Origin of the sequence: Streptomyces sp. CA-181903, from assembly GCF_050937075.1 — a bacterium.
Lineage (GTDB): Bacteria > Actinomycetota > Actinomycetes > Streptomycetales > Streptomycetaceae > Streptomyces.
The window spans coordinates 3424785-3449641 of the sequence record NZ_JBNJLY010000001.1; the positions used below are offsets into that span (position 1 = coordinate 3424785).

The window sequence follows — 24857 nt, forward strand, 5'->3', positions numbered from 1 at the left end:
GACCACCGGGGCGTACGGTCGGATCATGCGCATTGTCATCGCTGGTGGACATGGACAGATCGCGCTGCGGCTGGAGCGGCTGCTCGCCCGGCGCGGAGACGAGGTGGCCGGCGTGATCCGCCGGCCGGAACAGGCGGGCGACCTGCTCGCCGCCGGAGCCGAACCGGTCGTCTGCGACCTGGAGTCGGCGTCCGTCGCGGACATCGCCCGGCACCTGGAGGGCGCCGACGCCGCCGTCTTCGCGGCCGGCGCGGGCCCCGGCAGCGGCATCGAGCGCAAGGACACCGTGGACCGCGGCGCGGCCACCCTCTTCGCCGACGCGGCGGAGGCGGCCGGGGTACGGCGCTTCGTCGTCGTCTCCAGCATGGGCGCCGACGGGCAGCCCCCCGAGGGCACCGACCCGGTCTTCGCGGCCTACCTGCGCGCCAAGGGCGCCGCGGACGCGGACGTCCGCTCCCGCGCGGGCCTGGACTGGACGATCCTGCGCCCCGGCCGGCTCACGGACGACCCGGGCACCGGCCTGGTCACGCTGGACGACTCGACGGGCCGCGGCGAGGTCACCCGGGACGACGTGGCCGCCGTCCTGCTGGGGCTGCTGGACACTCCGGGGACGGCGGGCCGCACGCTGGAGCTGATCGGCGGGCGGACGCCGGTGGAGGAGGCGGTACGGGCCGTGGCGGGGTGAGCGGGGCGGGGTAAGCGGGACGGGCGGAGGGGGTGATCCGGTCCGAGGGGCCGGTGCCCCCGCTTCCCCCGCCTCCCCCGGCCGTCGGTCGGTCCGGGGCGCCCCGGGGCGCCCTGAAAAACTCGTGAACGCAGTTGAACGCGCCCGGCCCCACCTGAACGCGGGTGAGCGCACCGGGCCGACGGCGAGCGGACCGGAGCCCCTCCCGCGCACGCACCGAGCACACCAAAGAGGCCCCTGCTCTCGGAAGAGCAGGGGCCTCACTCGGTGGCGGCGCCAGGATTCGAACCTGGGTAGGCTAAGCCGACGGATTTACAGTCCGCTCCCATTGGCCACTCGGGCACACCGCCATGGGTGCCGCCTCGGACTCCCTTTCGAGATCTCCTTGGCAACGACGTAAACCATACCCGATGACCAGGGGTGCTCCGCCACTCGATTCGGAGCCAGCCGAACGCCGCCCGGATGACTAGGCTTGCGGGGCGGCCGTCCTCCGGGCCCGTCCGGCCCCCGCCGGGAGCCCGCCACCGAGGACGCCCCCACGCCGCGCCCCTGACGGAATCTACGCACGAGGAGCCAACTCAATATGGCCGACTCCAGTTTCGACATCGTCTCGAAGGTCGAGCGGCAGGAGGTCGACAACGCCCTCAACCAGACTGCCAAGGAGATCTCGCAGCGCTACGACTTCAAGAACGTCGGCGCCTCGATCGCCTGGTCCGGCGAGAAGATCGAGATGCGGGCCAACTCCGAGGAGCGGGTGAAGGCGATTCTCGACGTCTTCCAGTCGAAGCTCATCAAGCGCGGCATCTCCCTGAAGGCTCTGGACGCGGGCGAGCCGCAGCTCTCGGGCAAGGAGTACCGGATCTCCGCGTCGCTCGAAGAGGGCATCTCCCAGGAGAACGCGAAGAAGGTCGCCAAGATCATCCGCGATGAGGGCCCCAAGGGCGTCAAGGCCCAGGTCCAGGGCGACGAGCTGCGCGTCTCCTCCAAGAGCCGCGACGACCTCCAGGCCGTGATCACCCTGCTGAAGGGCAAGGAGCTGGACTTCGCCCTCCAGTTCGTCAACTACCGGTAAACCGGCGGGGAATACCCGTAGGCGACCGGCGTCCGGACGAGGGCGCGCCGGGGAAGGTCCACGATCTTCCGCGGCGCGCCCTCGTCCCGTTCCACGGCGGCCAGGGAGCCGCGTTCGCGGCATCGTCCCGTTCCGCGGCGGTCGGCAGTCCACGTTCGCCCTCGTCCCGCCCAACGGGCGGTCGGAGGTCCACGTCCGCGCCCTCGTCTCGCCCCGCGGACGGTCAGAAGTCCACGTTCGCGGCCTCGTCCGCCCGCATCACCGCCTCCTGGTGGAACCGCTTCTTGTAGGCGGCGCGGATCTCCTGGATGCCCGCGTCCTTCGCGCGCGCCTCGGACTTCGGGTAGTAGAGGGTCAGTTCGTAGGAGCGCTCGCGGATGACGGCGCCCTTGGCGTCGCGCCACTGCCCGCGCGCGTCCTCGATGGTCAGGCCGGCGGGGAACTTCGGGGTGACGCTCCGGGTCACGAAGTCGCGGAACTGGCGATCCGTCACATCCGGTTGCCCAGCGGAGCGGGCGGTGCCGAAATAGAGGTGCGTGCCGACGTACGGGGCGCCGCGAACGGCCGTCGAACGGTCGGCGGGCGCCGGTTCGCTTCCGGCGTCCAGAGCGGCGTACGCCGTGGGGGCTCCCACGGCCAGCACGGTCGCGGCGGCCAGGGCGGCGGTGCGCAGACGGGAGGTGCGCTGGGGCACGGGCGGTGTCCTTTCGGCCGGGGCCGGTCCGGCGGGCGGGCCGGCACGCTGCTGCGCCCGGCGCGCTGCCGCGCGTCGAGGCGCGCGACCACTCTTCCGGCCGCGCCGGGGGCGCGCGGCCGATAGACGCGTCCCGATCGGAAAGTGACGCCAGGGGACGGGATGCGTTCACCTGTGTCGCACGGGTGTCAGTGGAAGTACGACTCCAGCGTGCCGCGGCGCCGGACGTCGAGCGTGGCGCAGTGGAACGAGCCGCCGAACGGCGCGTAGTGCAGGAAGTCGCAGGGGATCGGCTCGAACCCCCACTTCTTGAGCGCGTTCACCATCCCGGTGTGGTGCCGCTCCACGATCACCCGCTTCTCGTCGATCATGAGCACGTTCATGCTGAGCCACTTGCCGCACAGCGAGGTGAGCCTGAGCAGGCGGTCGTCCATCGGGTCGGGCTCGGGGGCGACGAGGATGTCCCACGACCGCAGGATGTCGGGCAGGCCGTCGACGTCGACGTACTCCGGGTTGATCATCACCTTGCCGGGGGCGAGCGGCATGAACGTCGTGTCGATGTGCATGGGCGTCCGGCAGCGGCTCGCGATCTCGTGGATCCGGTAGCCGGGGCCGAGGTGGCGGCGGAGCCAGTCGACGCCCATGCGGTTGGTGACGTTGCCGCGCGTGACGAAGAGGTCCCGGCCCACGCGGACGAAGTCCGCCGCGTCGAAGACCGGCTCGAACTCGGTGACGATGTGGCGCACCGGCTCGCCGGCCCTGGGCCTCCGGTGGCCCGGCACGAACAGCTCGTCGGTGAGCTGCGGCCGCGGCGCGGCCGTCCAGCGGGCGCCGCGCCGGAAGTAGTCCTTGAGGAGCGTGCGGTAGGAGTGCGTCTCGAAGTACCGGCACGGCCACGCCATCGGCGTCTCGATGATCTCGTCGCCGACCACCAGCAGGCAGTCCCGCGGGCAGGCGTTGCAGAAGCCGCGCGACGACCAGTGCGGGGTGCGGAAGCGCCGTCCGTGGTCCACCGGGTCGGGACGGGTGACCGTGACGCCGAGGGAACGCAGAAGCCCGACGAATCCGTCGAGTTCGCGCTGCGCCCGCTCCACCAGGATCTTCGGGTACCGGCGGCCGGCGGTGAGCCCCTGCAGCCGGGCCGCCCACGGCGGGAGGTTGCACGCCACGACCGGGTGGCGGGAAGGGACGACGGCGCCGTCGAGGCGTCCGACGACGACCTCCTCCAACGGGTCCCATTCGTTGTGCGAGTTGACCGGCGCGGCGGGCCGGTCCGCGGGGACGCCGTCGCCGGCCGAGGGCGCCCTCACCGCGCACCGGCCCCGGCCGCCGCCGTGCTGGTTCCTGATTGCAGCGCTGCGTTCATGCGCGGCAAACGGCCTGGACGGCCCCGAGGTTGCGGTGCGCGGGACGGCCTCGCCCGGGCGGGCGTCGGTTCGTCGGGGCCGTCCGCGCGCGGTTCGCACGCGGACCGGTACGGCCCTCTCCTCGCGCGCGGGTGTCCTGCGTGCCTAGCGGGTGGCGAACGGGCGGTCCGTCGGCACGATCTCGCGGCCGAGCGGCATCAGGGAGACCGGGATCAGCTTGAAGTTCGCGATGCCCAGCGGGATGCCGATGATCGTGCAGCACAGCGCGATGCCGGTGAAGATGTGCCCCAGCGCGAGCCACCATCCGGCGAAGACGATCCAGATCACGTTCCCGAGCAGCGAGCCCGCACCCGCGTCCCGGCGCTCCACGGTCGTCCGGCCGAAGGGCCAGAGGGCGTAGGAGGCGATGCGGAAAGAGGCGATGCCGAATGGAATCGTCACGATGAGCACGCAGCAGATGATGCCCGCGACCACATAGCCGAGCGCCATCCAGAGCCCGCAGAGGACCAGCCAGACGATATTCAGGATGAACCTCATGTAGACAGCCTTTCACGCGACCGGTTCCCTGACCACTCACTGTGACGCCGGGACCGGGTGGCGCGGTTGCCCTCCGTGCGGGCGGAGAGCGCCGCGGCCGGCCGTCAGGGGAGGTCGGTGACGGTTTCCGTCGCGTAGCGGCTCATCGTCTCGCGGTGCGCCCGGGGGCTCGGGGGGCGGCCGTCGGCCGCCATGTCCCGCAGGTCGCGGAAGTACTGCACGTACAGGTCCGGCGTGAACATGCTGAGCAGGACGGCCGGTTGTCCGGTCGCGTTGGCGAAGGTGTGCGGGGTTCCGGGCGGGACGAGCACGAAGGTGCCCTCGGTCGCGTCGTGTTCCCGGTCCCCGACCGTGAACCGCACGGTGCCGGAGAGGACGTAGAAGCCCTCGTCGTGCCGGGCGTGGCGGTGCTGCGGCGGGCCGGGGGTGTGCGGCGCGAGGACGGACTCGGTGACCCCGAGGCGGTGGCCGGTGTGGGCTCCGTCTTCGAGGACGCGCATGCGCGTGGGGCCCAGGAGGATCGTTTCCCCCTCGCCCGGGGCGACCACCGAGGCGGTGGGGGTGGTGGACGGTCGGCCGGTGTCGGTCTGCGGTTCGTCGGTCATGTCCTCATCTGACGGCCGGGGCAAGGCAGTTGTCCAAGACCTGTCCGGGGCGGCCGATACCGCACGGGTATCGTCCCCGCATGGAGCTGCGCACTCTGCGGTATTTCGTGGCGGTCGCCGAGGAACTCCACTTCGGCCGGGCCGCCGCCCGGCTGCACATGAGCCAGCCGCCGCTGAGCCGGGCGATCAGGCGACTGGAGGCCGACGTCGGCGCGGCGCTGTTCGACCGGTCGCCCGCCGGTGTCGCGCTCACCCCGGCGGGAGCCGTCCTGCTCGATGAGGCGCGCGCCCTGCTCGACCGGGCCGACCGGGCCCGCGACCGCGTCGCCGCGGCGGCCGGAGCGGCCGGGGGCGCCACCCTCACCGTCGGCATCCTGGGGGACGGCGGCGGTCCCGACGCGGCGCGGCTGGCCCGCGCCTTCCGCCGGCGGCACCCGCACGCCGAGGTCCGCGTCCGCGACACGGACCTGACCGACCCGACCTGCGGGCTGCACGCCGGAACGGTCGACGTCGCCCTGACCCGCGGGCCGTTCGACGACACGGGGCTGACCGTGCGCGAGCTGCGGGCCGACCCGGTGGGCGCCCTGCTGCGCGCCGACGATCCGCTGGCCCGCCGTGACCGGCTGCGGCCGGCCGATCTGGCGCACCGCCGCTGGTTCCGCTTCCCGGCGGGCACCGACCCGCTCTGGCAGGCGTACTGGCACGCCGGCCGGCCCCGCGAGGGCCCGGTGGTCCGCGCGGTCCGGGAGTGCCGGCAGGCCGTGCTCTGGAACGGCACGGTCGGCGTGACGGTCCTGGGGCACGAGCCGAGTGAGGGGCTCGCCGCGGTGCCGCTGGACGGTGTGGCGCCGAGCCCGGTGGTGGTGGCGTGGCGGGCGGGTGAGGCGAACCCGCTGGTCGGGACGTTCGTGCGGATCGCGGCCGGGGTCTCCGGCCGTTGAGCTCCTCCTCGGGGCGGCATGCGAGACGGTGGGACATTTTTCGGAGACGGAAGGCCATTCAGACGCTCGTTCCGGGTTCGTACGGTGAAGGAGTCGAAACGGACGAACGAGCAGGGAGTGTCCCCATGCGTGCTGTGGTGCAGAAGACCTTCGGCGGTCCCGAGGTGCTGGAGCTGGTGGAGGCCGAACGGCCGGTGCCGCTCGGGGCCGAGGTGCTGATACGGGTGCGGGCGAGCGCGGTGAACCCGGTGGACGTCGCCGTCCGGTCGGGGGCGTTCCCGCTGCTGGGCGAGCCGCCGTTCGGGGTCGGCTGGGACGTCTCCGGGGTCGTCGAGGAGGTCGGCGCCGGCTCCCGGTTCAAGGTCGGGGACGAGGTGTACGGGATGCCGTTCTTCCCGCGCGCCGCCAACGCGTACGCCGAGTACGTGGCCGTGCCCTCGCGCCAGGTCGCCAGGAAGCCCGCCTCGCTCGACCATGTGCACGCCGCCGCGCTGCCGCTCGCGGCGCTCACCGCCTGGCAGGGGCTGGTGGACGCGGCCGGCGTGGCGGAGGGTGACCGGGTGCTGGTCCACCGGGCGGCCGGCGGGGTCGGGCACCTCGCCGTGCAGATCGCCAAGGTCCGGGGCGCCGAGGTGATCGCGCTGGCGAGCGCGGGCAAGCACGAGTTCGTCCGCGGACTGGGCGCCGACGAGGTGATCGACTACCGGGCGGTCGACTTCACGGAGGCGGTGAAGGACGTCGACGTCGTCTTCGACTCCACGGCGCAGGGCGCCCGTTCGACGAAGGTCCTCCGGCCCGGCGGCACCCTCGTCAGCATCCTGGAGCACGGCGACCGGGAGCTCGCGGCGGCGGTGGAGGCCGACGGCTTCCGCTTCGCCGGGGTCATGGTAGAGCCGGACTACGCGGCTCTGGAGACGATCGCCGGCCTGGTGGACGCCGGGCGGATCCGGCCGCACGTCGGTGCGACCTTCCCGCTCGCCGAGGCGGGCAAGGCACACGAGTTGGTGGGGGCGGGGCGGGCGCTGGGGAAGGTTGTGCTGACGGTGGACTGAGGGGTGGGGCGGCCGGAGGGCGTCGGGCGGGGCATCAGGCCGGGCGTCGGGCCGGCTGGAGCCGCTGGTTCGGGTGAGGGCGGTGAGTCGGTGAGACTGGGGGGATCGAGCGGGCCGGCCCAACGGGGGGTCGGGTACGGCGGATGAGTCGGGTGCGCCGGATGAGTTGGGCGCGCCGGGCAAGTCGGGTGCGACGGACGAGTCGCGTACGCCGGATGCGTCGGGCACGACGGGTGCATCGGGCACGACGGTTCCGTCAGGCACGACAGGTGCATCGGGCACGCCGGGCACGACGAGTGCGCCGGGCACGACGAGTGCGTCGGGCACGCCGGGCACGTCGAGTGCGCCGCGTACACCGGATACGCCGGGTACGCCGGATACGCCGGCTGGAGGAGATCAACGTGGACATCCTGACCGAGGCCCTGGCCTCCATGCGGACCGGGAGTCCGGCCTCCGTGCGGACCGACGGGCGGGCGCCCTGGGGGCTGCGGCTGCCGTCCGTCGCCGGGGCCGGGTTCCATGTGGTGCTGCACGGCGCGTGCTGGATCCTGCCGCTGGAGGACGGGTCCGTGGACACGTACCAGGAGCCGATCCGACTGGAGGAAGGTGACGTGATCTTCCTGCGGGACGGGCGCGGGCACATCCTCGCCGACCATCCGGACACCCCGGCCCAGTCCGAGGACACGGCGGATTTCTGTGCCGGCACCCCGATCGGGACGGTCTCGGTGGGCGGCGACGGCGCCCGTACCAGTCTGCTGTGCGGCAACTACCACCTGGACCAGGGCCGGCCCCACCCGCTCGTCGGCCGGCTGCCCGCAGTGATCCACCTGCCGGCGCGGGACGGCCGTCACCCCGAACTGAGCGCCGCCGTGCGGCTGCTGGGCGCCGAGGTGGAGAACCCGCGGCCCGGCTCGGCAGGCATCGTGCCGTCGCTGATCGACTCTTTGCTCCTGTACATCCTGCGGGCCTGGCTGGCGGAGTGTCCGGCCGGGGACAGCGACGGTGCGGGGTGGGCCGCCGCGCTGGCCGATCCCGTGGTGGCCCCGGCGCTGGCGGCAATCCACGAGGAGCCTTCGGCGCAGTGGACGGTCGAGGCGCTGGCCGGGCGCTCCGGGCTGTCCCGGGCGGCGTTCGCCCGTCGCTTCACGGCGCTCGTCGGGGAGCCGCCCGTCGCGTACCTGACCCGCTGGCGGATGACGACGGCGGCGCGGCTGCTGCGGGAGTCGGACGTTCCCCTGGCGGCCGTCGCGGCGCGGGCCGGGTACGGGTCGGAGTTCGCGTTCGCGAAGGCGTTCAAGCGGGAGTTCGGGCAGGCGCCCGGGGGTACCGGCGGGCGGCGAGGGTGGAGCGGGCCGTGGCGTGAGCGGCGCTCCGCGGGTGCGGACAGGGCAGGGCAGGGCAGGGCAGGGTGCCCCGGTCCCGCCCCTTCACCGTTTCTTGTGGGGGCAAGCCCCCACACCCCCGAAACCGCGCTCGGCGCGCCCGGATGTCCCTCCAACGGCCCAACGCAGCGCGCCGCCGGACATGCCCCGTGGCCATGGTGGGCGTGCCGCCATCCGGCGGACGAACCGTCCGGGAGGAACCATGCGCAGAGCGATCCTGGCGGCGGCCCTGGCCGCCGTGAGCGTCATCGGCGTCACCAGCGCCCAGGCCGACCCCGTGGCCCCGGCCGACATCGACGTCTTCACCTGTCTGGACGGGGGTGGCGTCCCGGACTACGGCGACGCCGACCCGGGCGTGCTGACGGTCGACATCAAGGCCATCTGCAAGGGTGGTACGCACAACGGCGAGACGGTGTCCTGACGAGGCGTCTCACCCGCCGCCCGCCATCCGCTCCAGGCGGCTGATCCGTTCGGTCATCGGGGGGTGGGTGGAGAAGAGCTTGGACAGGCCCTCGCCCGGCCGGAACGGGTTGGCGATCATCATGTGGCTCGCCGTCTCCAGGCGCGGCTCCGGCGGGAGCGGGAGCTGCCGGGTGCCCGTCTCCAGTTTGCGGAGGGCCGAGGCCAGGGCCAGCGGGTCGCCGGTGAGGCGGGCGCCGGACGCGTCGGCCTCGTACTCCCGGGAACGGCTGACGGCGAGCTGGATGAGGGACGCCGCGATGGGCCCGAGCAGCATGATCATGATCATGCCGACGATTCCGGGGCCCTCCTCGTCGTCGTCGGACCGGCCGACGGGGATCAGCCAGGCGAAGTTCACCAGGAACATCACCACCGAGGCGAGCGCCCCCGCGACCGACGAGATGAGGATGTCGCGGTTGTAGACGTGGCTGAGCTCGTGGCCGATCACGCCGCGCAGCTCGCGCTCGTCGAGGAGGCGCAGGATGCCGTCGGTGCAGCAGACGGCGGCGTTGCGGGGGTTGCGGCCGGTGGCGAAGGCGTTGGGGGCCTCGGTGGGCGAGATGTACAGCCGGGGCATGGGCCGGCGGGCGGCGGTCGAGAGCTCGCGCACCATGCGGTAGAGGTCCGGCGCCTCGAACTCGCTGACCGGGCGGGCCCGCATCGCCCGCAGGGCGAGCTTGTCGCTGTTCCAGTACGCGTAGGCGTTGGTGCCCAGCGCCACCAGGACGGCGACGATCAGACCCGTCCTGCCGAAGACGCTGCCGATGACGATGATGAGCGCGGACAGCCCGCCTAGGAGTACGGCGGTCCTGAGCCCGTTGTGCCGGCGGTGCACGGTACGCCCTCCAGGTGGTGCGGCAGGGGAACCCTTGAACCAGTGGAACCTTTCGTACTGGTCAACGCGAGGCGGAAGCCGCTAGTTCCCTTGTGCACGGGGTGGGGGGTACGCCGACCGGGTGAGGCGCGCGCCGAGGCGTCCCTCTACAGCAGCGCCCCCGACGCGTACCGCAGCACCAACTGCGGCGCGCCCGACAGCGCGATGCCGGCCGCCGCGGCCAGGCCGATCGCCGCCGCGAGGGAGCGGGGCACGGGTGCCTTCGCCGCGTCGGCATCCACGGTTGCGCCCGCGCCCGTCTCCCCCGCCGGCCGGAAGAGGAACGCCGTCCACTGGAGGTAGTAGTACAGCGCGATGACGACGTTGACGGCCATGACGGCGGCCAGCCAGCCCAGCCCCGCGTCGACCGCCACCGAGAAGACGGTGACCTTGGCGAACAGCCCGATGACGCCCGGCGGCAGGCCGGCCAGGCAGAGCAGGAAGAAGGCGAGGGCGAGCGCCGCGAGGGGGTTCCGCGCGTACAGCCCGCGGTAGTCGTCGACCCGGTGGTGGGCCGCGGTGCGGCCGACGAGGACGGCGACCGCGAACGCGCCGAGGTTCACCGCCGCGTACATCAGCGCGTACGCGACGGTGGAGCCGACGGCGTGCCCGGGGTCGTTCCCGTACCCGGCGGCGGCCAGCGGCACCAGCAGGTAGCCCGCCTGGCCGACCGAGGACCAGGCGAGCAGCCGGACGGCGCTGAGCCGCCGGTCCGGGCGCTGGCGCAGCGCGGCGACGTTGCCGACGGTCATGGTGAGGGCGGCGAGGACGGCCAGGGCCGGCCCCCAGACGTCGGAGTACGACGGGAACGCGACGACCGTCACGAGGGCGATGCCCGTGAAGCCGACGGCCTTGCCGACGACGGAGAGGTAGCCGGCGACGGGCAGCGGCGCGCCGGCGTACGCGTCCGGCACCCAGAAGTGGAAGGGGACGGCGGCCGTCTTGAAGGCGAAGCCGACGAGGGTCAGGACGACGCCGGTGCGGGCGAGGACGGCGAGCCGCGGGTCGACGGCGGCGAGGCTGTGGGCGACGTCGGTGAGGTGCAGGGTGCCGGTGGCCGCGTAGACGAAGCTGACGCCGAGGAGGGTGACGGCGGTGGCGGTGACCGAGGAGAGGAAGAACTTCAGCGCCGCCTCGGAGGAGCGCCGGTCGCCGCGGCGCAGGCCGACGAGGGCGAACGCGGGAAGCGAGGCGACCTCCAGGGCGACGACGAGGGTGGCGAGGTCGCGGGAGGCGGGCAGCAGGGCGGCGCCGGCGGCGGAGGAGAGCAGCAGGAACCAGTACTCGCCGGCGGGGAGTCGCTGTTCCCGCACGGTGGTGGCGGACAGCAGCGCGGTCAGCAGGGCGCCGCCGAGGACCAGGAACTGGAGGATCAGCGTGAAGTGGTCGGCTTCGTAACTGCAGGTGTGGCTGCCGCCGGTGAGGCAGAAGGTGCTGCGAGTGCCGGAGTGCAGCGGGAGCAGAGCCAGTCCGGCCAGCAGCAGGCCGCCGACGGTGATGCCGCCGAGGACGTTCTTCCGCTCGGCGGGCAGGAAGAGGTCGGCGACGAGGACGGCGAGCGCGGCGACGGCGGCGATCAGGGGCGGTGCGACGGCGAGCCAGTCGACGGACTGGACCAGGGAGACGGCCGCGGAGTCGGCGAGGAGAACCATCAGTTGCCTCCTCCGAGGAGCTGCTGGACGGCCGGGTCGGTGAGGCCCAGGAGGGCCGCGGGCCAGAGGCCGGCGAGGACGGTGAGGACGACGAGCGGCGTCCAGGCGGCGAGCTCGTACGGGCGGACGTCCGCGAGCACCGGACCGGCCTCCGCCGCCGGGTGCCGTTCGCCGTCGCCGCCCATGCAGACGCGGCGGACGACGACCAGCAGGTAGGCGGCGGTCAGCAGGGTGCCGAGGCCGGCCAGCGCCATGAAGGTGAGGTAGGCGGGGCGGCTGAGGCCGTCGGCGGGCCGGAAGGAGGCGAACATCGCGAGCATCTCGCCCCAGAACCCGGCCAGTCCGGGCAGTCCGAGGGAGGCGACGGCGCCGAAGGCGAGGAGGCCGCCGAGGCGTGGCGCCCGGCCGTAGAGCGCGGCGCCGGTGGGGCCGGAGAGCCGGTCGAGGTCGGTGGTGCCGTAGCGGTCCTTGATGCCGCCGACCAGGAAGAAGAGGAGGCCGGTGATGAGGCCGTGGGCGATGTTGGCGAAGAGGGCCGCGTTGACGCCGGTGGGCGTGAGGGTGGAGATGCCCAGGAGGACGAAGCCCATGTGGCCGACGGAGCTGTAGGCGATGAGCCGCTTGAGGTCGCCGCCGGAGCCCCGGCGGGCCAGCGCGAGGCAGACCAGCGAGCCGTAGACGATGCCGACGGCGGCGAACGCGGCGAGGTACGGCGCGAAGGTGTGGGCGCCGTCCGGGGCCATGGGAAGGACGATGCGGACGATGCCGTAGGTGCCCATCTTCAGCAGCACGCCCGCGAGGAGCACCGAGCCGACGGTCGGCGCGGCGGTGTGCGCGTCGGGCAGCCAGCTGTGCAACGGGAACATCGGCGCCTTCACCGCGAGCCCCGCGCCGATCGCCAACACCGCGATGACCTGCGTCGAATGGCTCAGCCCCGACCCGTTGTCAGTGGCGAGTGCCACCATGTCGAAGGTGCCGCCCTTGATGCCGACGAGGAGGAGGCCGAGCAGCATGACCACGGACCCGAGCAGGGTGTAGAGGACGAAGCGCCAGGCGCCGCGCTCACGTCCCTCGCCGCCCCAGCGGGCGATGAGGAAGTACATCGGGACGAGCACCGTCTCGAACGCGAGGAAGAACAGCACGAGGTCGAGGACGGCGAACGAGGCGAGGGTGCCGGCCTCCAGGAGCAGCAGCAGCGCCACGAAAGCCTTCGGTGACGGGCCGTCGGGCACGCGGTGGTAGCTGTACAGCGCGCAGAGGAAGGTGAGGAGCGAGGTCAGGACGAGGAGGGGGAGCGAAACGCCGTCCACGCCGAGGTGGAACCGGATGCCGAGGGCCGGGATCCAGCTCACGTCGGTGGTGGCCTGCATCCGGGCCGGCCGGTCGTGGTCGAAGCCGGCGGCCAGGGCGACGGTCAGCGCGAGCACGGCGCCTGTGACGGTGACGCCGTGCCGCAGGACGGCCTGTTCGGGGCTCCGGCCCTTGAGCCCGGGCGGTGCCGGGAGGAGGGCGGCGACGGCTCCGGCGAGGGGCACGCCGACGATCGCGAGGAGGAGGATCTGGAGAACGGTATGGCTCACGGTCAGGCTCCGGAGGCGACGAGGACGGCGGCGACGGCCAGGACGACGGAGCCCGCGAACAGGACGCTCAGGTAGGTCTGGGTGTTGCCGGTCTGGGCCCGGCGGACGGCCGCGCCCAGCAGGCCGGGGGCGGACGCCGCGCCGCGCACGTAGGTCTCGACGACCTCGCGGTCGAGGAAGCGGGCGAGGCGGGCGGCACCGCGCGCCGGACGGACGGCCACCGCGTGCACGACGGCGTCCAGGTGGAAGCCGACGGCGGCGTGCCGGTGCAGCGGGCCGAGGAGGAGCCGGCCGGGGTCGGCGGGGTCCTGGGCGCCGGCGACGCTGCCGTACGCGGCCTCGTGGGTGGCGATGGCCTCCTCCTCGGAGACGGCCGGGGCCTGCTCCGGGTCCGCGGCCACCGCGCCGAGGGGGGTACGGGCGGCGAGGGCGGCGGTGCGGCGCCAGGCCGCGGTGACGACGAGCACGCCGGCGAGCGCGCAGCCGGTGGACAGGAGGGAGGTGGTGAGCGTGGGCGTCAGGGAGCCGCCGTCGAACCAGTCGGGGAGCTTCCAGGCGGCCAGGCCGAGGGCGACCGTGGGGACGAACAGCACCCACAGGACGGCCGTCATGGCGGCGGGCTGCCGGCCGTGGTCGGCGGCCTCGGGGCCGCTGCCGCGGAAGGCGAGCAGCCACAGGCGGGTGGCGTAGGCGGCGGTGAGGACGGCGGTCAGCAGGCCGGCGACCAGCACCGTCCAGCCGACCGCGCCCGGGATGCCGTCCGCCTCGCCGCGGGCGGCGTGCTCGGCGGCGCCCAGCACGGCCTCCTTGGAGAAAAAGCCGCTGAAGGGCGGGATCGCGGCGAGCGCGAGGAGGGCGACGGTCATCGTCCAGAACGCGTCGGGGACGCGCTTGGCGAGGCCGCCCATGCGGGCCGTGGCGGCCAGCGAGTTGGTGCCGGCGGCGTGGATGACCACGCCCGCCCCGAGGAAGAGGAGGGCCTTGAACGCGCCGTGCGAGACGAGGTGGAAGACGGCGGCGCCGCGGTCGCCGACGGCCAGGGCGCCGGTCATGTAGCCGAGCTGGCCGACGGTCGAGTAGGCGAGGACGCGCTTGATGTCGTCCTGCGCGAGCGCGGCGACGGCCGAGCCGACCATGGTGACCGCCGCCAGCACGGCGAGCACCGCCAGGGCCGCGGTGGAGGCGGCGAAGACGGGGAGGAGCCGGGCGACGAGGTAGACACCGGCCGCGACCATCGTCGCGGCGTGGATCAGCGCGGACACCGGCGTGGGGCCGGCCATCGCGTCGGGCAGCCATGTGTGCAGCGGGAACTGGGCCGACTTGCCCGCCACTCCGGCGAGCAGCAGCAGCGCCGTGAGGGTGGGGTGGGAGAGGTCGCCGGAGGCGGCGGTGCGCACGATGCCGTCGATCCGGAACGTCCCGGCGTCGTCGGCGAGCGCGAACACGCCGATCAGGAAGGGGACGTCGCCGAGCTTGGTGACCAGGAACGCCTTGAGGGAGGCGGCGCGGGCGGCCTCCGTCTCCCAGTAGTGGCCGACGAGGAAGTACGAGCAGATGCCCATGACCTCCCAGCCGACCAGCAGCACCATCAGGTCGCCGGAGTAGACGACGAGGAGCATCGCGGAGGTGAAGAGGGAGACGAGCGCGGCGTAGGACGGGTAGCGCGGGTCGTCGCGCAGGTAGGCCGTCGAGTACAGCTGGACGCAGGTGGCGACCACGCCGACGAGCACGGCGACGAGGACGGCGAAGCCGTCCAGGTGCAGGGCGAGGTCGATGGGGACGGAGCCGGTCGGGGTGAGCCGCGTCGCCGCGTCGAGGGCCCGGCCGCCGCCCTGCTGCCAGGCGACGACGACGGCGAGCACGGCGGCGACGGCGGTCGGCAGGAGCGCGAACGGCCGGACGAGTCCGGGCGCGCGGCGGCCCGCCAGGATGCCGCCGACGGCACCCAGGAAGGGCAGCAGCGGGACGAGGGCGGCGGTGGTCGTGGTCGTCACGAGGCGGCCTCGGCCTTCTGCTCGCGGTCGGTGGCGCTGTTTTCGGATGTGGCTCCGTCCGCGTCGTCCTCGCGGAGGTCGCGGAGCCGGTCGAGGTCGGCGGTGCCGCGGTTGCGGTGGACGAGCAGGACGATGGCCAGGCCGATGCCGATCTCGGCGGCGGCGATGGCGATGGTGAACAGGGTGAGGGCCTGCCCGGCGTGCAGCTCGTCGCGCAGCCAGACGTCGAAGGCGACGAGGTTGAGGTTGACGGCGTTGAGCATCAGCTCGACGGACATCAGCACCAGGATGGCGTTGCGCCGGGCGAGGACGCCGTAGAGGCCGGTGCAGAAGAGGAGGGCGGCGAGGACCGCGGGGTAGACCAGGTGCATCAGCGGATCTCTTCCTTCCCCTGCGGCCCCTCGGCCCCGGTCTCGTTCTCCTTGCCCCGCCGGGACAGCACGATCGCGCCGACGAGCGCGGCGAGCAGCAGGACGGACAGCGCCTCGAAGGGCAGCACCCAGTACCGGAAGAGCATCTCGCCGGACACCTTGGTCGAGCCCTGGACCGGTCCGCGGAGGTCGATCCACGTCCTCCGGAAGGCGTCCACGACGACCCAGACCAGCGCGAGGGCGGCGGCGCCGGCGACCGCGATCGCCACGGGCCGGTTACCGGAGTCGGCGTCCGGCGAGCGGCCGATGGGCGCCTTGGTCAGCATCAGCCCGAACAGCAGCAGGACGACCACCGAGCCGACGTAGATCAGCACCTGCACCCAGGCCACGAACTCGGCCGTCAGCAGCAGGTACTCGACGGCCAGCCCGCCGAGCGCCACGACCAGCCACAGGGCGGCGTGCACCAGCTGCCTGGTGGTGACGGTCAGCACGGCGGCGCCGAGGGTGACGAGGCCGACGAGGAGGAAGGCGACCTCGACGCCGGTGGGCGACAGGAAGCCGTGCGCGCCCGAGGCGAGTGCGACGCCGTGGGTGCTCATGCTCCGTCCTCCTTCGCTTCCTTCTCCTGGGCTTCCCGCGCTGCTTGCGCGGCCGCCATCTTCTCGGCCGTCTTGCGGGCCGCCGCGACCTCCTTCGGCTCCTCCGCCGCCGCGTCGAGCGCGGGCGGCTCGGGCACGGTCCACATCCACTCGCGGAGCCGGTCGCGTTCGTGGGTGAGGTCGAGGATGTCCGTCTCGGCGTACTCGAACTCCGGCGACCAGAAGAGGGCGTCGAACGGACACACCTCGATACAGATGCCGCAGTACATGCACAGCGCGAAGTCGATCGCGAACCGGTCGAGGACGTTGCGGCTGCGCTCGCGCCCGCCCGGCGCGGCCGGGGGACGGTCTCCTTGTGGGAGTCGATGTAGATGCACCAGTCGGGGCACTCGCGGGCGCACAGCATGCAGACCGTGCAGTTCTCCTCGAACAGGCCGATCACACCACGGGTGCGGGGCGCGAGTTCGGGCTGCGCGTCGGGGTACTGGACCGTCTGCGTGCGCCGGGTGAGCGTCCGCAGGGTGACGGCCAGGCCCTTGGCCAGGCCGCTGCCGGGGATGTTCATGAGATCGCCACCTTGACGACGCCGGTCAGCGCGATCTGCGCGAGGGCGAGCGGGATGAGCACGGTCCAGGCGAGCTTCTGCAACTGGTCCTCGCGCAGCCGCGGGTAGCTCACCCGCAGCCAGATCACGACGAACGCGAGCACCGCCGTCTTGAGCAGCGTCCACACCCAGCCGAGCCCGTCGGCCCCGAACGGGCCGTGCCAGCCGCCGAGGAACAGCACGGTCGTCAGCCCGCAGAGGACGACGATGCCCGCGTACTCGGACAGCAGGAACATCGCGAACCGCAGACCCGTGTACTCGGTGTACGCGCCGAAGATGATCTCGGAGTCGGCCACCGGCATGTCGAACGGCGGCCGTTGCAGCTCGGCCAGGCCGGCGGTGAAGAACACCAGCCCGCCGACGATCTGCCAGGGCACCCACCACCAGTGGAACGCGTCCAGGATCCCGGGCAGCGAGACCGTGCCCGCCGCCATCGCCACGGAGGCGGCGGCGAGCAGCATCGGCAGCTCGTACGCCATGAGCTGCGCGGCCGTCCGCAGGCCGCCGAGCAGCGAGAACTTGTTCGCCGACGCCCAGCCGGCCATGAGCGAACCGAGCACGCCCACGCCCATCACCGCGAGGACGAAGAACACGCCCGCGTCGATGTACCAGCCGACCGCCGCGCCGGGGCCGATCGGGAGGGCCACCAGGACGAGGAGGTACGGCAGGAGCGCGACGGCCGGCGCGAGCTGGAAGACCCGGCGGTCAGCGTCGGCCGGGACAATGTCCTCCTTCTGCGCGAACTTCACGCCGTCCGCGACGAGCTGCGCCCACCCGTGGAACCCGCCCGCGTACATCGGCCCGAGCCGGCCCTGCATATGGGCCATCACCTTGTGCTCCATCTGCCCCACGAGCAGCGGGAACACCAGGAAGACCCCGAACAGGGCCACGAGGCGCAGCACCACGTCGAGGGCGTCGCTGCTGCTCATGCGGGGTCGCCTCCGGCGGGGTCAGGGTCGTTCTCGGGGGCGCCGCCGTCGCGGGCGGCGGGTCGCTTCCCGCCGGGGGCGGGGGCGTTCCGGCGGGGGCGCCGGGGTGGTCGGCGGGCTCATCGCCGCGTGCGGCGGGCGCGGCGCCGGGTTTCTCGACGGGCGCTCCGGCGGGCTGCTCGCCGTAGGCGGCGGGCTTGTCGTCGGACGCGGCGGGCGTGGCACCGGACCTGTCGGCGGGCGCGACACCGGGCCTGTCGACGGGCGCAACACCGGGTCCCTCGACGGGCGCTCCGGCGGGCTGCTCGCCGGAGGCGGCGGGCTGCTCGCCGGAGGCGGCGGGCTTGTCGCCGGGCGCGGCGGGCTTGTCACCGGGCGCGGCGGGCTTGTCGCCGGGCTCCCCGGCGGGCTGCTCGCCGGACGCGGCGGCCCTCGCGGCCGGCGCGCCCTGCGGGGCGGAAGCGTCCGTCCCGGGCTCCGCCGCTTCGCGCGCGCCCGGCTTCGCAGCCTCCGCCGCTTCAGCCGCCTCCGGCGCCGCGGGCTCCGCAGCGGGCGGGGTCGAGGGGTCGGCGGGGCGATCCGACGCGGTCGGCTTCTCGGCCTGCGGCTCGTCGAAGGCGGGGCGGGCGTGGTGCCACGGGGCGTCGGACGAGCGCGGGGCCGGGTGGCGGGTGGCCGGGGTGGCTTTCGGGGCGCCCGTCGGCGTGGTCGCGGGGGCCGGGCCCGTACCCGCGTCCGTACCGGACTGGCTCACCGAGCCGTCGCTCGCGCTGCGCGCACGGCGGGGCGTCGCGCCGGCGGTCCCCTGCCGGCTCGTCGAGCCCTCGGAGGCGCTGCCCGTAGGGCGGGGAGCGGCGGCGCCGGGCCGGGTTTGGCTCTGGTCCTGGCTCGCCGAACCGTCCGACGCACTCCGGTTCCGCCGGGGGGCGGCGGCGCCGGCCTCGCTCTGGCCGGCGGAGTCCTCGGACGCGCCGCGCGTCCGGCGCGGCGCCGGAGCGGCGCCCTCCGGGGCCGTCGGCACCGACTGGCTCGCCGAGCCGTCCGACACACCGCGCGTACGCCGGGGAGCGGCGGCGCCCGCCTCACTCTGGCCGACGGAGCCCTCCGACGCGCTGCGCGTACGACGCGGAACGGCCGCACCCGCCTCGCCCTGGCTCGCCGAACCCTCCGACGCGCTCCTCGCGCGGCGCGCCGGGGCCGTCGTTTCCTGGCTCGCCGAACCGTCGCCCGCGGTGCGGGTGCGGCGGACCGGGCGGTCGCCCGCCGCGGCCGGGCCCGTCGCGCGGGCGGCGCGGGCCGGGCGGGCCGGGGCGGGCGGGAGCTGGCCCTTGAGGGGCCCCACTCGTTGGGGTCGGGGACGCCGGGCGGGAGCATCTGCCGCCGCTTGGGCCCGCCGTGATCGGATTCCCCCGGCTCCTTCGCGCCCGGCCACGCCTTGACGACCCGCGCCGCCAGGACGAAGTCCTTGCGCAGCGGGTGGCCCTCGAAGCCCTCGGGAGCAGCAGCGGCGTCAGGTTCGGGTGGCCGGTGAAGTCGACGCCGAACATCTCGTGCGTCTCGCGCTCGTGCCAGCCCGCGCCGGCGTACACCTCGACCGCGGTCGGGAGCGCGGGCGCGTCGTGCGGCACGGTGGTGCGGACGACGAGGCGGCGGACGGACGCGTCGGCGGCGGTCGGCAGGGCGACGAGGTGGGCGCAGACGAGGAAGCCCGTGCCGGGCTCGTCGACGGCGCTCAGCCAGTCGAAGAAGGTGCAGCCGAGCACGTCGCGGGCGGCGGTGAGGGCGGGGATCCAGGACGCCGCGGGGACGTCGACGGTGAGCAGGCCGTACGCCTCCTCGGCCGTGGCGTCCGCGCCGAAGAGGTCGGTGACGGGTGCGGGCAGCCAGCCGGTCATCGGCCGCCCTCCCCGGGGCCGTTCGCAGGGCCCTTCGCCGGGCCGTTCCCGGAACGGTCCTCGGAACCGTTCGCCGAGCCGCTCTCAGAGCTGTTCGCCGGGCCATCCCCGAAGCCGCTCGCAGCGCCACCCCCGGAACGGCCCCCGGAGTTGCCCTCCGCACCGTTCCCGGAGTCGGCCCCAAGGGCGCTCCCCGAGTTCCCCGCGGACCCAGCCGCCCCGGCCGTCGGTGCCACCCCCGCCGCCGGCGACGCCGGCGCCGTCACCGGCGCGCTGTGCAGCTCCGCGACGGACGCGGCCGGTACAGCGGCGGAGGGCGTCGTACCCGCCGGCGCCCCCGGCGCCACAGCGCCGTACCGCTCCGCCGTCGACTCCGCCGCGATCTTCTCCTGCAGCTTGAGGATGCCCTGGAGCAGCGCCTCCGGCCGGGGCGGGCAGCCGGGGACGTAGACGTCCACCGGGATGATCTGGTCGACACCCTTGGTGACGGAGTACGAGTCCCAGTAGGGGCCGCCGCAGTTGGAGCAGGCGCCGAACGAGATGACGTACTTCGGCTCGGGCATCTGCTCGTAGAGCCGCTTCACGGCGGGCGCCATCTTGTCCGTCACCGTGCCGGAGACGATCATGAGGTCGGCCTGCCGGGGGCCGGGCGCGAACGGGATGACGCCGAGGCGGATGAAGTCGTGCCGGGCCATGGACGCGGCGATGAACTCGATCGCACAGCAGGCGAGGCCGAAGTTGAACACCCAGAGGCTGTAGCGGCGGCCCCAGTTGAGGACCACCTTCATGGGCTCGGGGGCCAGCCGGGCCAGCGCGCCCAGGCGGCGGGGCTCGGGCAGGCCGACCGGCTCGGCGCGTGTCACGTCCACTCCAGGACGCCCTTCTTCCATGCGTACAACAGGCCAACGGCGAGGAAGCCGAGGAAGACGAACATCTCGACCAGGGTGGCGGCACCGTAGCCGGGCGCGGCGAAGACCGTGGCCCAGGGGAACAGGAAGACCGAGTCCACCGCGAAGATCACGTACAGGAAGGCGTAGACGTAGTAGCGCACCTGGGTGTGGGCCCAGCCCTCGCCGACGGGGTCGACGCCGCACTCGTACGTCAGCAGCTTCTCCGGCGTCGGCACGACGGGCCGCAGCAGCCGCCCAGCGCCGAACGCCACGGCGACGAAGAGCGCGCCGAGGACGCCGAGCAGGGCGACCAGGCCGTAGCCGTGGAAGTAGGCGGTGGACTCCGCCGCGAGCCGGATGTCGGCCGTCGCGATGCGCGCGGTTGCCTCCGGCACGTCCGGCCCCTCACTCCCTGTGTGCGGCTGTTCGTCCGCATTCGACGATCTGTACGCACAGGAGTCTAGGCGCTACGGGCCGGGGACCGGGCAGCGCTGCCCGGCCGGGGGTGGGGTTCTCCCCACCGGGACGCTCCCGGGGCCCCCATGGCGGGGACCCCGGGGCTCCGGGCAGGCTTGGACCGTGACCGCCCGTATCCCCTCCCCGACACTCACCCGCCCCCGGCCCCGGGTCCCCGGCCTCCACGAGGGCGGGCCCGAGGACGAGCGACTGCCGCCCGCCCGGTTCGCGTTCGACGCGTGGACCTGGAAAGAGGTCCTCTACCTGCTGAGCAACCTGCTGACGTCGCTCCTCGGGTTCGTGTACGTGGCGCTGTGGCTGTTCGCGGGCGTGCTGCTGTCGTTCACCGTCATCGGTCTGCCGCTGCTGGCGGTGGGCCTGGTGGGCGTGCGGTTCGTGGGGCGGATGGAGCGTGGCCGGGCGCGGGCGCTGCTGGGCGTCCGGGTCGACGAACCGAGCCCGCTGCCGCGCGGCGGATCCCGCGGCGGGGCCGTCGGCTGGGTCTGGAGGACCCTCAAGGACACGGTGGCCTGGCGGACCACGCTGTACACGCTGATCCGGCTGCCCTGGGGCGTGCTCACCTTCGGCGTGACGATCTGCGCCCTCTTCGTCGCCTGGCCGGTGCTCGGGCACCTCGCGCGGGCCATGGCCTCGGTCGACCGGGCGATGGCGCGCGGGCTGCTGAGCCCCTCCGACGAGCTGGAGCGGCGCGTGGCGGAGCTGGAGCAGGACCGGGGGATCGTGGTCGACACGGCCGCCGCCGACCTGCGGCGCATCGAACGCGACCTGCACGACGGCGCGCAGGCCCGGCTCGTCGCCCTCGCCATGGGGCTGGGGCTGGCGAAGGAGAAGGTCCTGGAGGACCCGGAGGCCGCGGCGAGGATGGTCGACGAGGCGCACGGCGAGGTGAAGCTCGCCCTCCAGGAGCTGCGGGACCTGGCCCGCGGCATCCATCCGGCGGTGCTGACGGACCGCGGCCTGGACGCCGCCCTGTCGTCGCTGGCCGGCCGCTGCACCGTCCCCGTCGCCGTCCATGTGGACCTCGACAGCCGCCCGGCGCCCGCGATCGAGGGCATCGCGTACTTCACCGTCTCCGAACTCCTCCAGAATGTCAGCAAGCACAGCCGGGCCCGGACCGCCGAGGTGGAGGTGTGGCGGAAGGGCGACCGGCTGCTGCTCCAGGTGCGGGACGACGGGCAGGGCGGCGCGTCCACCGCCGGCGGCAGCGGGCTGGCCGGGCTCGCGGAGCGGCTGGGCTCGGTCGACGGCCTGTTCGAGGTGGACTCGCCCGCCGGCGGCCCGACGATGATCACGGCCGAACTGCCCTGGCGGTCACGGAGCTGACGGCCGAGGGAGGTGGAGGCGGAAGGACACTTGTGCTTCCGCCTCGACTCCTCCTCACCATCCCCAGGGGCACCGGGGGTAGGGAGAACCCCACCCCGAGGACACCCACTCACCGCATGGCCGGGCCCTCCCCCGCGGGAGAACCTGAAGGCATCCCGCACTTCCGGCGGACGCGACGGACGCAGAGGACAGAGGAACCCTGGAGATGGCCATCGACTACGGAGACCACGGATACCCGACCGCCCCCGCGGAGCCGCACCACCGGCTGCCGCTCGTGCTGCGGGCGCCCCTGTCGGGACGCACCTGGCGCGCGTTCCTCTACCTCCAGCTGAGCCTGCCGATCTCGATCGCCGGCTTCACCTGGGCCGTCACCACGGTCTCGCTGGGCCTCGGCCTCCTGGTCACCTTCATCGGCCTGCCCGTGCTGGCCCTCGGCCTCGCCGGGGCGCGGGTGCTGGGCACGGTGGAGCGGACGCGGGCCCGGCTGCTGCTCGACGCGGACGTCGAGGGGCCGCTGCCCGTCCAGGCGGAGAACCGGAACGGCGGGTTCATGGGCTGGGTGTGGGCGCTGCTGAAGAGCGGCGCGTCCTGGCGGCACATGGTCTACGCGGTGGTGCAGATGCCGTGGGCCATCTGCACGTTCGCGGCGTCGCTGATCCTCCAGATCCTGGGCTGGGGCCTGTTCCTCTACCCGGCCTACCAGTGGATGTACCCGGCGTGGTGGGGGCAGCCGGGCATGCAGGTCTTCAGCGACCGCACCCACGAGATCTACCTCGACAACCCCTTCGAGGTCGCCGCCACGTCCGCCGTCGGCCTGGTGATCGTCCTGGCCACCCCGTGGCTGATCCACGGCATGGCCACCATGGACCGGGTGCTGGTGAAGACCCTGCTCGGCCCGTCGAAGCTGGCCGTCCGGGTCGCCAGGCTGGAGCAGGACCGGGGCGTCGTGGTCGACACCGCCGCCGCCGACCTCCGGCGCATCGAACGCGACCTGCACGACGGCGCGCAGGCCCGGCTCGTCGCCCTCGCCATGGACCTCGGCCTGGCGAAGGAGAAGCTGCTGGAGGACCCGGAGGCCGCCGCGAAGATGGTGGACGAGGCGCACGGGGAAGTGAAGATCGCCCTCCAGGAGCTGCGGGACCTCGCCCGCGGCATCCACCCCGCCGTCCTCACCGACCGCGGCCTGGACGCCGCCCTCTCCTCCGTCGCCGGCCGCTGCACCGTCCCCGTCGAGGTGCACGTGGACCTCGACCGCCGCCCGGCGCCCGCGATCGAGGGCATCGCGTACTTCACCGTCTCCGAACTCCTCCAGAACGTCAGCAAGCACAGCCGGGCCCGCGGCGCGCGGGTGGAGGTGTGGCGCTCGGGCAACCGCGTGATGCTGCAGGTGTGGGACGACGGGCGGGGCGGCGCGTCCACCGCCGACGGCAGCGGGCTGGCCGGGCTCGCCGAACGCCTCCGCTCGGTCGACGGCCTGCTGCTGGTCGACTCCCCCGCCGGCGGCCCCACCACCGTCACCGCGGAGCTGCCCTGGCGCGACCGCTGACCGTCCGCCCGGGCGACCCGCCGGCCGACCACCGGGCCGACGCGCCGGCCATCCCACCAAACGACCCGCCGCCCGCCGCTTGCCGCCCGCAGACCGCCGACTGCCGACTGCCGACTGCCGACTGCCGACTGCCGACCGATCACACCGCGGCCCCGGACCGTCCGTCCCGGGGCCGTTTTGCTGCGATGCTGTGGGGCGTCGCAGTCGTAGCGCGGGCCGGAGCGTCCGCAGGAAAGCCAGGGGGCCGGACGCGTGGTCGAGAACGCCGCGGACAGGGTGCGGGTGGTCATCGCCGAGGACTCGGTGCTGCTCAGGGAGGGCCTGACCCGGCTGCTCACCGACCGCGGTCACGAGGTCGTGGCCGGGGTCGGGGACGCCGAGGCGCTGCTGAAGGCGGTGCGGGTGCTGGCCGACGAGGGGGCGCTGCCGGACGTGGTGGTCGCGGACGTCCGCATGCCCCCCACCCACACGGACGAGGGCGTCCGCGCCTCCGTCCGGCTCCGTAAGGACCACCCGGACCTGGGTGTCCTGGTCCTTTCGCAGTATGTGGAGGAGCAGTACGCGACCGAGCTGCTCGCCGGCAGCAGCCGCGGGGTCGGCTACCTGCTCAAGGACCGGGTGGCCGAGGTGCGGGAGTTCGTGGACGCCGTGGTCCGGGTGGCCCGGGGCGGCACCGCGCTGGACCCCGAGGTCGTCGCCCAGCTGCTGGGCCGCAGCCGCAAGCAGGACGTCCTGGCCGGGCTCACCCCGCGTGAGCGGGAGGTCCTGGGGCTGATGGCGGAGGGCAGGACGAACGGTGCCATCGCCCGCCAGCTCGTGGTGAGCGACGGGGCCGTGGAGAAGCACGTCAGCAACATCTTCATGAAACTTGGGTTGTCGCCGAGTGACGGAGATCATCGGCGGGTGCTCGCGGTGCTCACGTACCTGCGGTCGTGAGCGGCGCCCCGGCTTTCCGTTCTCCGCCGGTTCCGGGGGCCGCGCCCCCCGGACCCCCTCGGCATGCGCCGTCCCCAAGCGCCGGACGGGCCGGAGCGTGCGCCGGGACGCGCTTGAACACCTTCCCGGCGCTTCCGCTTCCGCCCGCCTGACACCCCGTCAGCCCGGCGGGTGCCGGGGCCGGACGCCCGGCCTCCTCCTCCGGTCCTGGTCCCCGGGGCGGAGGGCGTACGCCGGAGCACCGACGGGATCGAGGATGGCCGGAAGCGGGCATGCCAGGATGGGGGTGCTGCGGGGCCTCCCCATCCCGTGATCCGTCCCGGATGGCCGTGCCCCGCCCACGTACGATGGCGATGGGAACGCCGGTCGGCACCTCGTGTGCGGGACCGCCGT

The 24857-nt window shown here is 73.9% G+C and carries 21 protein-coding genes, 1 tRNA gene and 3 pseudogenes; 9 read left to right on the forward strand and 16 right to left on the reverse strand.

Annotated elements, in window-relative coordinates; translation table 11 throughout:
- The first annotated feature begins 25 nt into the window (after positions 1 to 25).
- On the forward strand, positions 26 to 685 hold the full coding sequence (locus ACQEVS_RS15305) for an NAD(P)H-binding protein (protein ID WP_433020665.1): 660 nt from the start codon (positions 26 to 28) through the stop codon (positions 683 to 685).
- A gap of 268 nt (positions 686 to 953) precedes the next feature.
- Here ACQEVS_RS15305 and ACQEVS_RS15310 read toward each other — a convergent pair.
- A tRNA-Tyr gene (locus ACQEVS_RS15310) sits at positions 954 to 1035 on the reverse strand.
- Positions 1036 to 1268: 233 nt separating this feature from the next.
- Between ACQEVS_RS15310 and ACQEVS_RS15315 the strand changes: the two genes are divergently transcribed.
- Entirely contained in the window at positions 1269 to 1757 is a 489-nt protein-coding gene (locus tag ACQEVS_RS15315) for a YajQ family cyclic di-GMP-binding protein (RefSeq protein ID WP_433020668.1), read from the forward strand.
- Between the two features lie 223 nt (positions 1758 to 1980).
- On the opposite strand, the gene ACQEVS_RS15320 is transcribed toward ACQEVS_RS15315, so the two are convergent.
- From ACQEVS_RS15320 to ACQEVS_RS15335, 4 genes are all read right to left on the reverse strand, one after another.
- Entirely contained in the window at positions 1981 to 2451 is a 471-nt protein-coding gene (locus tag ACQEVS_RS15320; protein WP_433020671.1) for a DUF3574 domain-containing protein, read from the reverse strand.
- Positions 2452 to 2639: 188 nt separating this feature from the next.
- Positions 2640 to 3761 carry an amidinotransferase gene (locus ACQEVS_RS15325; protein WP_433020674.1) on the reverse strand — a complete coding sequence of 374 codons (1122 nt, stop codon included), beginning with the start codon at positions 3759 to 3761 and terminating at the stop codon, positions 2640 to 2642.
- Positions 3762 to 3962: 201 nt separating this feature from the next.
- On the reverse strand, positions 3963 to 4355 hold the full coding sequence (locus tag ACQEVS_RS15330; RefSeq protein ID WP_433020677.1) for a YccF domain-containing protein: 393 nt from the start codon (positions 4353 to 4355) through the stop codon (positions 3963 to 3965).
- A 104-nt stretch (positions 4356 to 4459) separates the two neighbouring features.
- Positions 4460 to 4960, reverse strand: coding sequence for a cupin domain-containing protein (locus tag ACQEVS_RS15335; protein WP_433020680.1), 501 nt, complete (start codon positions 4958 to 4960; stop codon positions 4460 to 4462).
- 80 nt (positions 4961 to 5040) lie between these two features.
- Between ACQEVS_RS15335 and ACQEVS_RS15340 the strand changes: the two genes are divergently transcribed.
- From ACQEVS_RS15340 to ACQEVS_RS15355, 4 genes and pseudogenes are all read left to right on the forward strand, one after another.
- Positions 5041 to 5901, forward strand: coding sequence for a LysR family transcriptional regulator (locus ACQEVS_RS15340; RefSeq protein WP_433020683.1), 861 nt, complete (start codon positions 5041 to 5043; stop codon positions 5899 to 5901).
- 125 nt (positions 5902 to 6026) lie between these two features.
- Entirely contained in the window at positions 6027 to 6953 is a 927-nt protein-coding gene (locus ACQEVS_RS15345; protein WP_433020686.1) for an NADP-dependent oxidoreductase, read from the forward strand.
- Positions 6954 to 7354: 401 nt separating this feature from the next.
- A pseudogene (locus ACQEVS_RS15350) lies at positions 7355 to 8305 on the forward strand (AraC family transcriptional regulator); the annotation flags it as partial.
- 232 nt (positions 8306 to 8537) lie between these two features.
- A complete protein-coding gene (locus ACQEVS_RS15355; RefSeq protein ID WP_433028172.1) occupies positions 8538 to 8756 on the forward strand; it encodes a hypothetical protein in 219 nt (72 codons plus the stop codon).
- A 9-nt stretch (positions 8757 to 8765) separates the two neighbouring features.
- Here the strand turns inward: ACQEVS_RS15355 and htpX are convergent, their stop codons facing one another.
- The 11 genes and pseudogenes from htpX to ACQEVS_RS15410 all read right to left on the reverse strand — a co-directional run bounded on the left by htpX (position 8766) and on the right by ACQEVS_RS15410 (position 20577).
- Positions 8766 to 9629: a zinc metalloprotease HtpX gene (gene htpX / locus ACQEVS_RS15360; RefSeq protein WP_433020689.1), complete on the reverse strand. Its 864-nt coding sequence runs from the start codon at positions 9627 to 9629 to the stop codon at positions 8766 to 8768.
- A 146-nt stretch (positions 9630 to 9775) separates the two neighbouring features.
- On the reverse strand, positions 9776 to 11320 hold the full coding sequence (locus ACQEVS_RS15365; protein ID WP_433020692.1) for an NADH-quinone oxidoreductase subunit N: 1545 nt from the start codon (positions 11318 to 11320) through the stop codon (positions 9776 to 9778).
- Positions 11320 to 12900, reverse strand: a complete 1581-nt coding sequence (locus ACQEVS_RS15370; protein ID WP_433020695.1) for a complex I subunit 4 family protein — start codon at positions 12898 to 12900, stop codon at positions 11320 to 11322. The genes ACQEVS_RS15365 and ACQEVS_RS15370 overlap by 1 nt, the downstream gene beginning before the upstream one ends.
- A 2-nt stretch (positions 12901 to 12902) precedes the next feature.
- Positions 12903 to 14894, reverse strand: coding sequence for an NADH-quinone oxidoreductase subunit 5 family protein (locus tag ACQEVS_RS15375; protein ID WP_433020698.1), 1992 nt, complete (start codon positions 14892 to 14894; stop codon positions 12903 to 12905).
- Positions 14891 to 15265 carry an NADH-quinone oxidoreductase subunit NuoK gene (gene nuoK / locus ACQEVS_RS15380; protein WP_433020701.1) on the reverse strand — a complete coding sequence of 125 codons (375 nt, stop codon included), beginning with the start codon at positions 15263 to 15265 and terminating at the stop codon, positions 14891 to 14893. Before nuoK ends, ACQEVS_RS15375 begins: the two co-directional genes overlap by 4 nt.
- A complete protein-coding gene (locus ACQEVS_RS15385; protein WP_433020704.1) occupies positions 15265 to 15864 on the reverse strand; it encodes an NADH-quinone oxidoreductase subunit J family protein in 600 nt (199 codons plus the stop codon). The genes nuoK and ACQEVS_RS15385 overlap by 1 nt, the downstream gene beginning before the upstream one ends.
- Positions 15861 to 16429, reverse strand: a pseudogene (locus tag ACQEVS_RS15390) (NuoI/complex I 23 kDa subunit family protein). Before ACQEVS_RS15390 ends, ACQEVS_RS15385 begins: the two are co-directional and overlap by 4 nt.
- Positions 16426 to 17397 (reverse strand): complex I subunit 1/NuoH family protein, encoded by a 972-nt coding sequence (locus tag ACQEVS_RS15395; protein WP_398272915.1) that lies wholly within the window; start codon positions 17395 to 17397, stop codon positions 16426 to 16428. The pseudogene ACQEVS_RS15390 and the gene ACQEVS_RS15395 overlap by 4 nt, the downstream one beginning before the upstream one ends.
- Before the next feature lie 526 nt (positions 17398 to 17923).
- Positions 17924 to 19292 (reverse strand): annotated as a pseudogene (locus ACQEVS_RS15400) (NADH-quinone oxidoreductase subunit C); the annotation flags it as partial.
- Entirely contained in the window at positions 19289 to 20182 is an 894-nt protein-coding gene (locus ACQEVS_RS15405; RefSeq protein WP_433020709.1) for an NADH-quinone oxidoreductase subunit B, read from the reverse strand. The pseudogene ACQEVS_RS15400 and the gene ACQEVS_RS15405, both read right to left, overlap by 4 nt.
- On the reverse strand, positions 20152 to 20577 hold the full coding sequence (locus tag ACQEVS_RS15410; protein ID WP_433020712.1) for an NADH-quinone oxidoreductase subunit A: 426 nt from the start codon (positions 20575 to 20577) through the stop codon (positions 20152 to 20154). Before ACQEVS_RS15410 ends, ACQEVS_RS15405 begins: the two co-directional genes overlap by 31 nt.
- Positions 20578 to 20773: 196 nt before the next feature.
- Here ACQEVS_RS15410 and ACQEVS_RS15415 point away from each other — a divergent pair, with 196 nt between their 5' ends.
- The 3 genes from ACQEVS_RS15415 to ACQEVS_RS15425 all read left to right on the forward strand — a co-directional run bounded on the left by ACQEVS_RS15415 (position 20774) and on the right by ACQEVS_RS15425 (position 24464).
- Positions 20774 to 21982 (forward strand): sensor histidine kinase, encoded by a 1209-nt coding sequence (locus ACQEVS_RS15415; protein ID WP_433027560.1) that lies wholly within the window; start codon positions 20774 to 20776, stop codon positions 21980 to 21982.
- Positions 21983 to 22187: 205 nt separating this feature from the next.
- Positions 22188 to 23528, forward strand: a complete 1341-nt coding sequence (locus ACQEVS_RS15420; protein WP_433020715.1) for a sensor histidine kinase — start codon at positions 22188 to 22190, stop codon at positions 23526 to 23528.
- 276 nt (positions 23529 to 23804) lie between these two features.
- Positions 23805 to 24464, forward strand: coding sequence for a response regulator transcription factor (locus tag ACQEVS_RS15425; RefSeq protein WP_433027563.1), 660 nt, complete (start codon positions 23805 to 23807; stop codon positions 24462 to 24464).
- The last annotated feature ends 393 nt before the right edge of the window (positions 24465 to 24857 follow it).